The sequence below is a fragment of the Amycolatopsis sp. ATCC 39116 genome, assembly GCF_000231075.2.
Classification (GTDB): domain Bacteria; phylum Actinomycetota; class Actinomycetes; order Mycobacteriales; family Pseudonocardiaceae; genus Amycolatopsis_E; species Amycolatopsis_E tucumanensis.
Genome location: NZ_AFWY03000048.1, coordinates 27,344 through 41,058, shown reverse-complemented (window position 1 = coordinate 41,058; position 13,715 = coordinate 27,344). Strand labels below are relative to the sequence as shown.

13 protein-coding genes are annotated in these 13,715 nt (G+C 71.8%); 9 read left to right on the top strand and 4 right to left on the bottom strand.

Annotated features, from left to right (window positions below; translation table 11 throughout):
- Positions 1-2: 2 nt before the first annotated feature.
- The gene (locus AMY39116_RS0332940) at positions 3-1,166 is read left to right on the top strand and encodes a ubiquinol-cytochrome c reductase iron-sulfur subunit (RefSeq protein WP_020421864.1); all 1,164 of its coding nucleotides are present in this window, start codon (positions 3-5) and stop codon (positions 1,164-1,166) included.
- Positions 1,163-2,833 carry a cytochrome bc complex cytochrome b subunit gene (locus AMY39116_RS0332935; RefSeq protein WP_027936433.1) on the top strand — a complete coding sequence of 557 codons (1,671 nt, stop codon included), beginning with the start codon at positions 1,163-1,165 and terminating at the stop codon, positions 2,831-2,833. The genes AMY39116_RS0332940 and AMY39116_RS0332935 overlap by 4 nt, the downstream gene beginning before the upstream one ends.
- Before the next feature lie 58 nt (positions 2,834-2,891).
- Here the strand turns inward: AMY39116_RS0332935 and AMY39116_RS0332930 are convergent, their stop codons facing one another.
- The gene (locus AMY39116_RS0332930) at positions 2,892-3,179 is read right to left on the bottom strand and encodes an Lrp/AsnC family transcriptional regulator (RefSeq protein ID WP_020421862.1); all 288 of its coding nucleotides are present in this window, start codon (positions 3,177-3,179) and stop codon (positions 2,892-2,894) included.
- Between the two features lie 53 nt (positions 3,180-3,232).
- Positions 3,233-4,954: a DEDD exonuclease domain-containing protein gene (locus AMY39116_RS0332925; RefSeq protein WP_020421861.1), complete on the bottom strand. Its 1,722-nt coding sequence runs from the start codon at positions 4,952-4,954 to the stop codon at positions 3,233-3,235.
- A gap of 72 nt (positions 4,955-5,026) precedes the next feature.
- Between AMY39116_RS0332925 and AMY39116_RS0332920 the strand changes: the two genes are divergently transcribed.
- From AMY39116_RS0332920 to AMY39116_RS0332905, 4 genes are all read left to right on the top strand, one after another.
- Positions 5,027-6,397 (top strand): NYN domain-containing protein, encoded by a 1,371-nt coding sequence (locus tag AMY39116_RS0332920; RefSeq protein ID WP_235716261.1) that lies wholly within the window; start codon positions 5,027-5,029, stop codon positions 6,395-6,397.
- A gap of 134 nt (positions 6,398-6,531) precedes the next feature.
- Complete coding sequence (locus tag AMY39116_RS0332915; RefSeq protein ID WP_020421859.1) at positions 6,532-6,762, top strand: hypothetical protein; 231 nt, start codon at positions 6,532-6,534, stop codon at positions 6,760-6,762.
- 706 nt (positions 6,763-7,468) lie between these two features.
- Positions 7,469-8,524 carry a C40 family peptidase gene (locus AMY39116_RS0332910; RefSeq protein ID WP_020421858.1) on the top strand — a complete coding sequence of 352 codons (1,056 nt, stop codon included), beginning with the start codon at positions 7,469-7,471 and terminating at the stop codon, positions 8,522-8,524.
- A 111-nt stretch (positions 8,525-8,635) separates the two neighbouring features.
- Positions 8,636-9,790 carry a glycosyltransferase family 4 protein gene (locus tag AMY39116_RS0332905; RefSeq protein ID WP_020421857.1) on the top strand — a complete coding sequence of 385 codons (1,155 nt, stop codon included), beginning with the start codon at positions 8,636-8,638 and terminating at the stop codon, positions 9,788-9,790.
- A gap of 3 nt (positions 9,791-9,793) precedes the next feature.
- Here AMY39116_RS0332905 and AMY39116_RS0332900 read toward each other — a convergent pair whose 3' ends face one another.
- Positions 9,794-10,417, bottom strand: coding sequence for a uridine kinase (locus AMY39116_RS0332900; protein WP_020421856.1), 624 nt, complete (start codon positions 10,415-10,417; stop codon positions 9,794-9,796).
- A 62-nt stretch (positions 10,418-10,479) separates the two neighbouring features.
- On the opposite strand from AMY39116_RS0332900, the gene AMY39116_RS0332895 reads away from it, so the two are divergent.
- Together AMY39116_RS0332895 and AMY39116_RS0332890 are read left to right on the top strand one after the other, a co-directional pair.
- The gene (locus tag AMY39116_RS0332895; RefSeq protein WP_020421855.1) at positions 10,480-10,887 is read left to right on the top strand and encodes an SRPBCC domain-containing protein; all 408 of its coding nucleotides are present in this window, start codon (positions 10,480-10,482) and stop codon (positions 10,885-10,887) included.
- Positions 10,888-10,959: 72 nt separating this feature from the next.
- Positions 10,960-12,180 (top strand): cytochrome P450, encoded by a 1,221-nt coding sequence (locus tag AMY39116_RS0332890; protein WP_020421854.1) that lies wholly within the window; start codon positions 10,960-10,962, stop codon positions 12,178-12,180.
- 4 nt (positions 12,181-12,184) lie between these two features.
- On the opposite strand, the gene AMY39116_RS0332885 is transcribed toward AMY39116_RS0332890, so the two are convergent.
- Positions 12,185-12,586 (bottom strand): hypothetical protein, encoded by a 402-nt coding sequence (locus AMY39116_RS0332885; RefSeq protein WP_020421853.1) that lies wholly within the window; start codon positions 12,584-12,586, stop codon positions 12,185-12,187.
- Positions 12,587-12,674: 88 nt separating this feature from the next.
- Between AMY39116_RS0332885 and AMY39116_RS0332880 the strand changes: the two genes are divergently transcribed.
- A complete protein-coding gene (locus AMY39116_RS0332880; RefSeq protein WP_020421852.1) occupies positions 12,675-13,301 on the top strand; it encodes a MerR family transcriptional regulator in 627 nt (208 codons plus the stop codon).
- The last annotated feature ends 414 nt before the right edge of the window (positions 13,302-13,715 follow it).

The window sequence follows — 13,715 nt, the reverse complement described above, 5'->3', positions numbered from 1 at the left end:
GCATGGAAGAGCACCCGGGCGCCGGGCGCGAGCCGGGGGTTCCCCAGCCTTCCGAGGCCGAACTGGCCGAGATGGACCGCGACCAGCTGGTCAAGCTGGGCACCAAGCTCGACGGCGTCGAACTGGTCGACTACCCGGACCCGTGGCCGGTCAAGGGCACCCGCGCGGAGAAGCGCGCGGAGCGGGTCGTGGCGCTGTGGTTCACCATCGCGGCGCTGGCCGGTCTCGGCTTCCTGGTGACCATCTGCTGGCCGGAGTGGTGGGAGTACAAGGCCCCGGACACCGGCGAGTACGAGCGGTACGCGCTCTACACGCCCGTCCTGGGCTTCACGCTCGGCCTGTCGATCCTCGCGCTGGGCATCGGCGTGCTGCTCTACACGAAGCGGTTCATCCCGAACGAGCTCGCGGTGCAGGAGCGCCACGACGGCGACGGCAAGGGCTCGGCCGAGATCGACCGCAAGACGATCGTCGCGCAGCTTGCCGACGCCGGTAACCGCAGCACCATCGGCCGCCGCTCGCTGGTCAAGCGCACCGCGGGCCTCGGCGCCGGTGTGATGGGCCTCGGCCTGGTCGCGCTGCCGGTCGCGTCGTTCATCAAGAACCCGTGGAAGGACCCCGAGTCCAAGGACAACCTGGCCCACACCCCGTGGAAGCCGGAGTACCCGGGCGAGGTCGTCTACCTGCGCCGCTACACCGGCAAGACCGGCGAGGTCGTCCTGCTGCGCCCGGAGGACCTGGACGCGGGCGCGATGGAGACGGTCTACCCGTTCCGGGAGAGCGAGCGCGGCGACCACGAGAAGCTGGCCGCGGTCTTCATGCGCGCGGACGCCCCGGTCATGCTGATCCGCCTGCGTCCCGAGGACGCCCAGCGGGTCGTCAAGCGTGAGGGGCAGGAGGACTTCAACTTCGGCGACTACTACGCCTACACGAAGATCTGCAGCCACGTCGGCTGCCCGACTTCGCTGTACGAGCAGCGGACCAACCGGATCCTGTGCCCGTGCCACCAGTCGCAGTTCGACGCCCTGCACTACGCCAAGCCCATCTTCGGCCCGGCGACCCGCGCGCTTGCGCAGTTGCCCATCACGGTCAACGATGAGGGGTACTTCGTGGCGCGGGGAGACTTCATCGAGCCGGTCGGCCCCGCCTATTGGGAGCGCAAGTCATGAGTTCACTCACCACGCCGACACGGGGCTCCAGCATGCTGGAGCGGCACGCCGCCGAGGCCGCGAACAACATGGACCAGCGGTACCGCCTGGCCAAGGGCCTGCGGCACCAGATGAACAAGGTCTTCCCGACCCACTGGTCGTTCCTGCTCGGTGAGATCGCGCTCTACAGCTTCATCGTCGTGATCATCACGGGTGTCTACCTGACCCTGTTCTTCGATCCGTCGATGTCCGAGGTCGTCTACAACGGGCCGTTCAAGAACCTGCAGGGCGTCGAGATGTCCCGCGCGTTCCAGACGACCCTGGAGATCTCGTTCGAGGTCCGCGGCGGTCTGTTCGTCCGCCAGCTGCACCACTGGGCCGCGCTGGTGTTCGTCGCGGCGATGATGGTGCACATGTTCCGGATCTTCTTCACCGGAGCGTTCCGCAGGCCGCGCGAGGCCAACTGGGTCATCGGCGCGCTGCTGCTGATCCTGGGCATGTTCGAGGGCTTCTTCGGCTACTCGCTGCCGGACGACCTGCTGTCGGGCACCGGTATCCGCGCCACCCTGTCGGGCATCGTGCTCTCGGTGCCGATCATGGGCACCTGGCTGCACTGGGCGCTGTTCGGCGGGGAGTTCCCCGGCGACGAGATCGTGCCGCGCATGTACACGCTGCACATCCTGCTGCTGCCGGGCATCATGCTCGCGCTGGTCGGTGTGCACCTGGCGCTGGTCTGGTACCAGAAGCACACCCAGTTCCCTGGCGTGCGGCGCAAGGAGACCAACGTCGTCGGCGTGCGGATCATGCCGGTGTTCGCCGCGAAGGCCGGTGCGTTCTTCGTCATCGTCACCGGCATCCTGTCGATCATGGCGGGCATCTTCCAGATCAACCCGATCTGGAACCTGGGCCCGTACAACCCGGGGCAGGTGTCGGCCGGCTCGCAGCCGGACTGGTACCTCGCCTGGGCCGACGGCATGCTGCGGATCTTCCCCGCGTGGGAGCTCTACCTGGGCAACTACACGGTCCCGGCGGTGTTCTTCGCAGGCGCGGTCTGGATGCCGATCCTGTTCGCGCTGCTGATCGGCTACCCGTTCATCGAACGGAAGCTGTCCGGCGACACCGCGCACCACAACCTGCTGCAGCGCCCGCGTGACGCACCGGTCCGCACCTCGATCGGCATGATGGCGCTGGCGTTCTTCATGGTGATCGAGCTGTCCGGGTTCAACGACATCATCGCGGACAAGTTCAACATCTCCCTGAACGCGACCACGTGGGCCGGCCGCATCGGCATCCTGGTGCTGCCGCCGCTGGCGTACTTCATCACCTACCGGATCTGCCTGGGCCTGCAGCGGTCCGACCGGGAGGTGCTGGAGCACGGCATCGAGACCGGCATCATCAAGCGCCTGCCGCACGGTGAGTTCATCGAGATCCACCAGCCGCTGGGCGGTGTGGACGACCACGGCCACGCCATCCCGCTGGAGTACCAGGGCGCGGCGGTGCCGAAGAAGATGAACAAGCTCGGCGCGGCCGGGCGGGCGGTGCCGGGCACGATGCTGGCGCCGGACCCGGTCGAGGAGACCGCGGCGCTGGACCGGGCCCGCGGCAACGGGCACGGCAACGGCCACGTCCCCGGCGAGCTGCCCGAGAAGGGTGAGGTCCCCTCGGGCTGGAAGACCCCGGACCACTAAGTCACGGTCACGAGAAGGGCCCCCGGAGCGATCCGGGGGCCCTTCCTCGTTCCTGGGTTCAGTCGGCGTCCTCGACGCCGATCGCGAACGCGGACTCGGTGTCGGCGGTGGAGTAGGACCGGAACGCGATGTGCGTGTCGGTGTCGATCACGCCCGGCACCTTGCCGATCTTGGCCGGGATGAGGTCGGCGAGCTCCTCGTGGGCGTGCACCCGCACGATCGCGATCAGGTCGACGTCCCCGGCGCACGAGTACACCTCCGCCACGCCGTCGATGTCGGCGATCGCCTGCGCGGTCTCCGGGATGCTGTCCGCCACGGCATGGATCAGCACGATCGCGGTGATCACTCGCGTCCTCCTCGCGTAATTGGGTAGCGCGGCGATCGTAGCTCCCCGCGTCCCTACCCGGCCTGCTCGAGCGACACGGCGGTGGCGACCTGCTCCAGCCAGCCGCGCCACGGACCGGCGCCATGCGCGGGCTCCGACCAGGGCGCGGCCGTGCGCACCAGGCGGACGCCCGGCCGGGTGAGCCAGCGCAGCAGGATCGACGTCTCCTCGGGCGGCGCCCCGTACAGGGGCCCCGGGCCGGGCTCGACCGTCTCCGCGGACGCCACGAGCTGCTCGACCACCGGCATCGGCGGCACACCGCGCCGGGCCACTCCGGCGGAGGCCAGCCTGCCGTGCCGGATCACCGCGAACTCCCACCCGCGGTTGCCGTCCGGGGCCGCCGCGACCAGCTCCGGGATCGTGGCCAGCGACGACAGCCGGTGGGCCCGGTCGACGGCGCGCACCAGCACGGCGAGCTCGTCCCGCCGCCGCGCGGCCTGCTCGAAGTGCTCGGCCCCGGCCAGGTCGTCGAGCTGGCGACGCGCGGACTCCAGCGGCCGGGCGCCCCGCCCGGCGACCAGGTCGACGATCGCGTGCACGCCGGGGGAGTACTCCTCCACGCTTTGCCTGCCGGCGCACGGCGCCCCACACCGCCCGAGCTCGGCGAGCGCGCACGGCCGGCCGGACGGCGAGTGCGCGGAGATCCGCTGGGTGCACGTGCGCAGGCCGACGGCGCCGGCCAGGGCGTCCGCCGCGATCTTGGCCGTGACCTGCGAGGAGAACGGGCCGAGCGCGCCGTCCTTGGGCAGCCGCACCACGGACAGGCGCGGGAAGGCCTCGTCGGTGAGCACGATCCACCACGACTTGCGCGGGTTCTTGGAGCGCCGGTTGTAGGAGGGCCGGTGCGCGGCGATCAGCCGCAGCTCCCGGACCTGGGCCTCCAGCGCGTGGCTGCACTCGATGCCGTCGACCCGCTCGGCGAGGGCGACCATCTCGCGGATCCGGCCGCGGCTTTCCGAACCGGTGAAGTACTGGCGCACCCGGCGGCGCAGGTTGCTCGCCGTTCCGACGTACAGGACCTCGTCGCCCGGCCCGCGGAACAGGTAGACGCCAGGGCGTTCCGGTAGGTGAGCTGCCATCCCGCGCTTGCGCCGCTGCGCGGGCGTCACCTCGGGCAGGTAGTCGAGCAGTTCCTCCAGCGACTGCACCCCGACGTTGCCGACCCGCTCCAGCAGCGCGTGCAGCACGTGCACGGTGGCGCGGGCGTCGTCCAGCGCGCGGTGGTTCGGCGTCACCGGCGAGCCGAACAGGGCCGCCAGCGCGGACAGCCGGAAGCTGGGGCTGTCCTGCCGCGTCAGCACGCGCCGGGCGAGGCGGACCGTGCACACCACGGCGGGCTTCGGCCACGGGTAGCCGTGGTGCAGGCAGGCCGCACGCATGAACGACGTGTCGAACGGCGCGTTGTGCGCGACCAGCACCGCGCCGCTGGCGAACTCCAGGAACGCGGGCAGCACGCGGTCGATCTTCGGCGCGTCGTGCAGCATCGCCGAGGTGATGCCGGTCAGCGCCACGATCTGCGGCGGGACGGGCATCCCGGGGTCGACGAGGGTCGCGAACTCACCCAGCACCTCGCCGCCGCGCACCTTGACCGCGCCGATCTCGGTGATGCCGTCCGGGCCCGGCTTGGTCCCGGTCGTCTCCAGGTCGAACACGACGAACGTGGTGTCCCGAAGCGGCGTGCCGAGTTCGTCGAAGGTCAGTTGCGCGCCGTCCGCGAGTTGCATGATCGGCACCATAAGGAGGGGGACCGACAATCCCGGATCACGGCACGAACGGTGATCGTTACCGAAGCGGACTACCCTGAACGGATGTTTCCCTCAGTGCACGCCGAAGAGCCCGAAGACCCCGGTCTCCGGGCACCCGCGGCGAGCGCGCGCCCGGAGCCGGACACCAAGTCCGTGAACTGGCGCGATCTGCCGGAGCCGGTGCGCGGCCGGCTCGCCGAGCTGGCCGCCGAGGCACTGGGGAAGATCCCGCGCATCGACATCCCGCAGCAGCTGCGGCCGGTCGCGAAGTTCGCCCCGGCCAAGCGTGCGAAGCTGGGCGGTGCGGCGCTCCTCACAACCCTGGAGGATTCGACCGCGTTCCGCACCGCCGTCCTCGAGTGGGTGCGCGAGTACCGGCCGGACGCGCTCGACCCGAACGACCCGGACCCGGTGGCCGCCGCGGTGGCGGCCGTCCTGCTCGGCGAGGCCAGCGCGGCGACGCGTGTGCGGCTGGTGGTCAAGAACGCCGCGGAGACGGCGCTGCGGGCCGAGCGCGACGCGGCGGTGGCGCGCAGCCAGCGGCTGGAGGCGGAGCTCGCGCGCGTGCGCGAGGAGCTGGCGGAGGCGCGGGAGGCGATCGAGGGCGCCCGCGTGGAGCGCGAGGAGGAGTTGGCGAAGCTGCGCAACCGGCTCCGGGAGCAGGGCACGCAGCTGCGGCAGGCCAAGGACGCTGCTGAGGAGGCGCGTGAGCTGCTGGCGCAGGCCGATGTGCGGCGGGAGCAGGAGGTGGCCGCGGTGACCGCTCAGCTGGAGCGTGAGCGCCAGCGCGCGGCTTCCGAACGGGCGCGGGCCGAGCGGGCGGCGGCGGACGCGGAGATCGCGCGCCAGTCCGCGAAGGAGGCCCGCGAGGCGGACGAGGTGCGCCTGTCGCTGCTCGTCGACACCCTGCAGGGCGCGGTCACGGGGTTGCGGCGGGAGCTGGCGCTGGACACCAGCGCGCGGCGCCCGGCGGACACCGTGCTGGGTGCTACATCGGGCACCGGGGCCGGGCGGCAGGTGCGGGACCCGGCGGTGCTGGACCGGCTGCTCGCGTTGCCGAGCGTGCACCTGATCGTCGACGGCTACAACGTCACCAAGACCGGCTACCCGGAGCTGACGCTGGCCGACCAGCGGAACCGGCTGGTGCAGCAGCTCGGCGCGCTGGCGGCGCGGACGGGCGCGGAGATCACCGTGGTGTTCGACGGCGCCGAGGTGATGTCGGTGCCGACCGTGAGCGCCCGCGGGGTGCGTGTGTTGTTCTCCGACCCCGGCGTGATCGCGGACGACGTGATCCGGTCGCTGGTCGCGGCCGAGCCGCAGGGCCGCCCGCTGGTGGTGGCCTCGACCGACCGCGGAGTGGCCGACTCGGTTCGGCGATCGGGCGCGCACCCGGTCGCTTCGGCGGTGCTGCTGGCACGGCTGGGGCGGGTCTAGAGATTTTTTTCGGCGGTGTTTCCGCAGCTCAGCGGTTTTCTCGTGCACCGTTGGTCCATTCGTTCGATACGCGAGCCCGAAATTGTCGGTGGTCACTCGTACCGTGCATCCCAGTAGCAACGAGGAGGCACACCATGAACGACAACACCGTGATCATCGAGTGCAACCGGTGCACGCTGAGGGGCCGCGCCTGCGGTGACTGCGTGCTGAGCGCCGTGGTCGACGCCCCGCCGGTCGTCGAACTCGACTTCGAGGAACTCGCCGCGGTCGAGTTGCTCGCCGACGCGGGCCTGGTGCCGCCGCCCCGAACGATCTCCCGAGGCCGGCGCCCGCATGTGCGGCTGCCCGAGCGCCGCGCGGGCTGACCCAACGGTCGCTGCGAGCGAACGGGGGCGTGTCGCGTGGACCAGGGCGCGATCGGAAGTGACCGCGGTTGCGGTTTCGAGCGGAGATTGTGCGCGCGCCGCCGTGGTAATGAATGACTCCCACTGCGGGGGAGGGGGCCGTCTGCGCGTCCTCCACGCGCAGACGGCACCTCCGGTCGCGGTTCGAGCGGCGTGCGCGCGCCGTCGTTCCGGCTCGCTTCTCCGCGCCCGAACGACCTCCACCACGGCGGCCAACGGCATCGCACGACCCCGCCACGCCGAAGAAGACAAACGGTCGCTTCGAGCGGCAAACGGTCAGTAGTCGTGATCCTGCCGACTGTTGCCTTGGTCACACCCACAGGGGAACCGCTGGTCCGAACGGGAAGAGAGGTGATTACGCAAAGTTTTTACCTGGTGCCTGGTGGACGCGACGGCGGTCGTTTCGTAACCTGGCCGAGATCTCGCGCCCGGCAGCCGTCGCGCCCGCGGCGGCGACGCGAGATTGTCGCCGTAGCAGCTTGTCGGGGAGCTGTGCCGGACCCACGCATGGACCCAGATGCGCTACCCCCTGCGTCTGGACATGCCGGGTTACCGTCGTAGACCGGTTCGGGTGCTTGTGTCCGCCCGCGCCGGTGCAAGTGTGGAGGGTCCCCCGACCTCCTGCGACGGCCGGCGGCGACATGAGTGCAAAGGAGACACGCGCGGCGTGCAGTCGCAACCCATCAAGCGCGTGGTCGCAGGAGCCCTCGCCGCCGCCGCGGTACTCGCGGTCGGTGGTTTCCCCACGGCTCCGGCCGGCGCGGTCCCCCTCCCCGCCCCACAGCAGCCCGCCACCTCGTCGGACGCCCTGGCGCAGTACCGGCAGCTCGCCGCACAGGCCGAGCAGCTGAACGAGGAGGCCATGCAGGCGCAGGCCGACCTCGACGCCAAGCAGGCCGACCTGGACCGGGCCAACGCCGACCTGGCAGCCGCCAACGCGGCCGGTGAGCAGGCGCTCATCGCGAAGAACCAGTACCAGGGCGTGGTCGACCAGTTCGCCGACGCCTCGTTCGTCGGCGGCGTGCAGTTCAACAAGCTGTCCGCCTTGCTGAACGGCACCTCGGCGCAGGACTTCCTGGAGCGCTCCTCCGCTCTGGAAGTGCTCGCCGACGAGAAGAACAAGGCGCTCGCCGACTACAACGCGGCGATCCAGGCGGCTGCCAACGCCCAGGCCGCGGCAGCCGACGCCCAGACGCGCTCGCAGGTCGCCAAGGACGCGGCCGCGACGCTGCTGAACGACCTGCACGCCCGGCAGGCCGCGCTGCAGGCGCAGCTCGACCAGCTGGACCAGGTGCGCCAGCGGCTCACCGCGTCCGAGCGTGCCGCGCAGAAGGACACGGGCGGCCTCGCGCCGAACGTGCCCGCCCCGACGGCGGCTGCCCAGGAGGCGATCGACGTCGCGCTGAGCAAGCTCGGCAGCCCGTACGGCTGGGGCGACACCGGCCCCAGCTCGTTCGACTGCTCGGGCCTGACGCTGTATGCCTACAAGGCGGCGGGCATCACCCTGCCGCGTACGAGCCAGCAGCAGGCCACGGCCGGTGTCGCGGTCTCGCGGGCCCAGCTGCAGCCCGGCGACCTGGTGTTCTTCGGTTCGCCGATCCACCACGTGGGCATCTACCTGGGCGACGGCAAGATGGTGCACGCCCCCGAGACCGGGGACGTCGTCAAGATCTCGCCGTTGCAGAACAACTACGTCTCGGCCCGCCGCGTCGCGGTGAGCTGAGTTCGGCAACACGACAGGGGCGGCACCGGCCACGGCCGGAGCCGCCCCTGACTCGTTCCGGGGGCCGCCGCACCCGGAACCGTCCCGGCGCTCCCTAGTAGTCTCCAGCCCGTGCTTCGGACCCTGCTGGTGACCAACGACTTCCCGCCGCGGCCCGGGGGGATCCAGAACTACCTGAACTCCTTCGCGCGCCTGCTGCCGCCGGATCAGCTCGTCGTCTACGCACCCTCCTGGGACAAGCCCTCCGGCTCGCACCCCGAGTTCGACGCCGCCGCGCCGTTCGAGGTGGTCCGGCACCCCACCTCGCTGATGCTGCCCACCCCGGACGTGCTCCGCCGCGCCAAGGACATCCTGCGCGCGCACGACTGCCAGGCCGTCTGGTTCGGCGCCGCGGCCCCGCTGGCGCTGCTCGCCCAGCCGCTGCGGGCCGCGGGCGCGGACTGGGTCGTCGCGAGCACGCACGGGCACGAGGTCGGCTGGTCGATGCTGCCGCTGGCCCGCCAGGCGCTGCGCCGCATCGGCGACACCACCGACGTGATCACCTACGTCAGCAAGTACACCCGCGGCCGGTTCGCGTCGGCGTTCGGCCCGTCCGCCGGGCTGGAGCTGCTGCCGCCGGGCGTCGACCCGGACGTGTTCAAACCGGACCCCGCCGCCCGCGACGAGATCCGCGCCCGGCACGGCCTCGGCGACCGGCCGACCGTCGTCTGCGTGTCCCGGCTCGTGCCGCGCAAGGGCCAGGACATGCTCATCCACGCCCTCCCCGAACTGCGCCGCCGCGTCCCGGACGTCGCACTCCTGCTCGTCGGCGGCGGCCCGTACCGGAAGTCCCTGGAACGGCTCGCCGAGGCGCAGGGTGTCGCCGACGATGTCGTGTTCACTGGTTCGGTGCCGTGGCCCGAGCTGCCCGCGCACTACGCCGCCGGCGACGTCTTCGCCATGCCCGCCCGCACCCGCGGGAAGGGACTGGACGTGGAAGGCCTCGGGATCGTCTACCTGGAGGCCTCGGCGACGGGCCTGCCGGTCGTCGCGGGCAACTCGGGCGGCGCCCCGGAAACCGTCCTCGACGAGGTGACCGGCCACGTCGTCGACGGCCGCGACGTCCACCAGCTGGTCGAGACCCTCACCCCGCTGCTCAACGACCCGTCGCGCGCCCGCAAGATGGGCGTCGCGGGCCGGAACTGGGTGACCGAGCAGTGGCGGTGGGACCTGCTGGGCGCCCGGTTGCGCGCGTTCCTCAGCGGAGAGCCTGCCGTCGCCCCCTGACCGTCACGCGGCCCGCTCCAGCACCGCCGGGTGCCGCGGGTCGTCGGCGCGCACCACCACGTCGGCGATCTCCGCGGGCCGCACTTCTTCCTCGTACCGCTCGAACGCGGGCAGCGCCCACTGCTCGTCTTCGGGCAGGCGGCGCCGCAACGCTCCCGGGGACAGCTGCAGGTGCACGGTCAGCTCGAACGGCAGGCCACGCCCGAGCAACATCTCACCGTCCACGACCAGCACGCCCGGCGCGGGCAGCGGCACCCGCGCGGAGCGGGTGGCGCGGTCGCGAGCCGCGTCCCACAGCGCGGGCAGCACCTCGCCGCTTCCGTTGCGCCCCAACGGGTCCAGCACCTCGCGGCGCAACGCGCTTTCGTCCAGCCAGGACCAGTAGCGGGATTCCGGGTTCTCCCTGCCGTACTCGAAGCGCAGCGACGCGGGCCGCAGGAAGTCCACAGTGGACACGCGCTGCACCGCGCGGCCGCCGAGCCGCAGCGGGTCGACCAGCGCGTCGGCGAGTGCCGCGGTGCCCGACGGGCCGTCCACGGCGATCCGCACCCACGGCGCGTCCAGCACGAGCACCCGCTCGGCCAGTTCCCCGGCGAGGCGTTCGAAGGTGATGGGGCGATACCGCACGATCTCCCATCGTGCCCCATGACCGGGCCGGAACTTTCGGTGCCTCCTGCCATCATGAGCCCATGACCAAGGAAGTGGGCCGGACCGCCGACGCGGGCTGGCAGGTCGGCGTCTCCCGGACGCTGCCGTACCCGGCCGCCGCCGTCTGGGAGTTCCTGACCAGCACGGCCGGCGCCGAGATCTGGCTCGGCGCCGTCGTCCCCGGTGGCAAGGGGGAGCGCTACGAGACGGCCGGCGGCACGACCGGCGAGGTCCGCAGTTACCGCGAGCTGGACCGCATCCGGCTGACCTGGCGGCCGAAGGACTGGGACCACGACTCGACGGTGCAGGTGACGGTTTCGCCGTCGGGCGATCGGACGGTCGTGCGCTTCCACCAGGAATGGCTGGCCGACGCCGAGGAGCGCGCCGCGCAGCGGGAGCACTGGAAGGGGGTGGTGGACCGGGTCGCCGACGCGCTCGCCGCCCGGTGAGCCGGGCACCAATCGCGCCCGCTGCCCGTTGACGACTTGCCGGAGCACGAACGCCACTGGGAGGACCACGAAATGCGCGTGGTGGACGAACCGATCGAGCTCGACGACGACATCATCCAGGACCCGCACGCCCTCTACCGCGCGTTGCGCGAGGAGGGCCCGGTCCGGCCCGCGATCATGCCCCGCGGGTTGCGGGTCTGGCTGGTCTCGGGGTACGCGGAGGCCAAGGCGCTGCTCGCGGACCCGCGGCTGAGCAAGGACGCCAACCGGGCGCAGGAGCTGTTCCAGATGCGCCTGACGGCGACCGGGGGGACGGGCGGCGACGACCCGTCGGGCAGCCTGCTGCGCCACCACATGCTCAACAGCGACCCGCCGGACCACACGCGGCTGCGCAAGCTGGTCAACAAGGCCTTCACCGCGCGCACCGTCGCCGCCCTGCGGCCGCGCATCGAGCAGATCACCGACGAGCTGCTGGACGCCGTGGCCGCGCGCGGCCGGGTGGACCTGCTGGACGCGTTCGCCTACCCGCTGCCGATCACGGTGATCTGCGAGCTGCTCGGCATCCCGGAGGAGGAGCGCGGCGACTTCCGCGAGTGGTCGAACACGCTGCTCAACTCCGGGCCGGCGGACGACTTCCACGACGCGGCCCGCTCGATGGCCGGCTACCTCACCGCGCTGGTCGCGGCCAAGCGCGCGGCGCCGACCCAGGACCTGCTGTCCGACCTGGTGCACGTGTCGGACGAGGGTGACCAGCTGTCGCCGGAAGAGCTGGTGGCGATGGCGTTCCTGCTGCTCGTCGCCGGGCACGAGACGACGGTCAACCTGATCGGCAACAGCGTGCTGGCGTTGCTGCGGCACCCGGACCAGATGGCGGCTCTCCGGGCCGACCCGTCGCTGCTGCCCGGCGCCGTCGAGGAGTTCCTGCGGTTCGAGGGGCCGATCAACATCGCGACCCTGCGGTTCACGGTGGAACCGGTGCCGATCGGCGACGTCGAGATCCCGGCGAACGAGTTCGTGATGGTCTCACTGGTGGGCGCCAACCGCGACGGCGAGCGGTTCCCGGAGCCGGACCGCTTGGACGTCACCCGCCCGGCCGGTGGTCACCTGGCCTTCGGCCACGGCATCCACTACTGCGTCGGGGCGCCGCTCGCCCGGCTCGAAGCGGAGGTCGCCCTCGGCCGCCTGCTCGAGCGCTTCCCGGTGATCGAGCTCGACGGCGACCCGGGCGAGCTCCGCTGGCGGGAGAGCACGCTCGTGCACGGCCTAAACACGTTGCCGGTGGTGGTCCGCTGAAGCGTCAGTGGTGGTCGTGGCGGTGCCGGTAGACGACCACCGCCATGGCCACGCCCATCAGGCCGTGACCGATGCCCATCAGCGCGCCGCCGGAGATCACGCCGGCCCAGTACGGCACGAGCAGCACCGCGAACGGCACGTACATCCACACGGTCATCTCGAGCACCGAGCGCCGGCTGTGCCGCCGGAACCGCATCCACGCGGCCATCGGCAGGGCCATCTCGGTCGCCATGATCATCGCCCGCCAGTCGGTGCGGTCCAGGACCGCCGACCAGCCCGCCGCGTCGAAACCCAGCCGGACGAGCGGTCCGAGGACCGCCATGCCCAGGCCCATGGCGATCCACATTTCGGCATAGTGCAGCACGGCCCGCCGGGTGGTGGACGAGCGCAGTGACAGGGTGGTCATCCTCATCGCCTCCAGAACGGATAGCTGTACTATCTGAAATGGAAAGCTACTCTACCCATGAGGTTGTGTCCAGAGGGAGGAACGCCGGATGCGCATGGCGGAGCTGAGCCGGGAGTCGGGCGTCCCGGTCGCGACGATCAAGTACTACCAGCGCGAAGGCCTGCTCCCGCCCGGCGAGCTGACCAACCCCAACCAGGCCCGCTACGGGCCCGCGCACGTGCGCCGGCTGAAGCTGGTGCGTGCCCTGCTGGAGATCGGCGGCCTGTCGGTGGCCGCGGTCGGCGAGGTGCTGAGCGCGATCGACGACCCGACCACGTCGACGCACGACATCCTCGGCCTGGCTCAGCACGGCCTGCCGGTGGCGAAGCCGGAGGTGACGGCCGACGACCGCGCCTGGGCGCTGAGCCGCATCGAGGAGGTGGCTCGGCGGCGGGGCTGGGAGGTGCACGCCGGATCGCCGGTGGTCGAGTCGCTGGTGGGTGTGCTGTGCGCGCTCCGGGAGGTCGGGCACGAGTGGGTGCTGGACGAACTCGACGGCTACGCCGAGGCGGCGGCCTCGGTCGCCGAGAGGGATGTGTCGGCGGTGGCCCGGCTGGGCGCCACCGAGGCGGTGGTCGAGGGTGCGGTGGTCGGCACGGTTCTCGGCGATGCGTTGTTCGCAGCTTTGCGGCGCATGGCGCACGCGGAGGTCTCGCGCCGGCAGTTCTCCGGCTAGGGCCGGCTCGCGGGGACGGGGGAACCCGGGATGTGCCGCGCCGGGTGGGGGCTGCCGAGGCGGTGGTCGAGGGTGCGGTGGTCGGTCTCGCGGCGGCAGTTGTCCGGGTGGGGCCGGCTCGCGGGGACGGGGCTCGGGATGTGTCGCGCCGGTGGGGGCCGCCGAGGCGGTGGTCGAGGGTGCCGTGGTCGGTCTCGCGGCGGCAGTCTCCGGGTAGGGCCGGCTCACGGGGACGGGGGACCCCGGACGTGCCGCACCGAGCCGTGCGCTCACCCGCGGTCATCCCACGTCCGCCGCACCCTGGTCCGGTCCCCAGCCGCGCACGCCCTCGAGCGCGGCTGGGGACCAGTCGCGAGGGTGGTCTGAAGCGCTAATACCTGCCGCCGTGAATAATTCACCCAATCCAGTGTGACC

Coding starts and splice junctions, on each gene's coding strand:
- AMY39116_RS0332940 (WP_020421864.1), top strand. CDS start 3: ATGGAAGAGCACCCGGGCGCCGGGCGCGAGCCGGGGGTTCCCCAGCCT.
- AMY39116_RS0332935 (WP_027936433.1), top strand. CDS start 1,163: ATGAGTTCACTCACCACGCCGACACGGGGCTCCAGCATGCTGGAGCGG.
- AMY39116_RS0332925 (WP_020421861.1), bottom strand. CDS start 4,954: ATGGTGCCGATCATGCAACTCGCGGACGGCGCGCAACTGACCTTCGAC.
- AMY39116_RS0332920 (WP_235716261.1), top strand. CDS start 5,027: ATGTTTCCCTCAGTGCACGCCGAAGAGCCCGAAGACCCCGGTCTCCGG.
- AMY39116_RS0332915 (WP_020421859.1), top strand. CDS start 6,532: ATGAACGACAACACCGTGATCATCGAGTGCAACCGGTGCACGCTGAGG.
- AMY39116_RS0332895 (WP_020421855.1), top strand. CDS start 10,480: ATGACCAAGGAAGTGGGCCGGACCGCCGACGCGGGCTGGCAGGTCGGC.
- AMY39116_RS0332890 (WP_020421854.1), top strand. CDS start 10,960: ATGCGCGTGGTGGACGAACCGATCGAGCTCGACGACGACATCATCCAG.
- AMY39116_RS0332885 (WP_020421853.1), bottom strand. CDS start 12,586: ATGACCACCCTGTCACTGCGCTCGTCCACCACCCGGCGGGCCGTGCTG.
- AMY39116_RS0332880 (WP_020421852.1), top strand. CDS start 12,675: ATGCGCATGGCGGAGCTGAGCCGGGAGTCGGGCGTCCCGGTCGCGACG.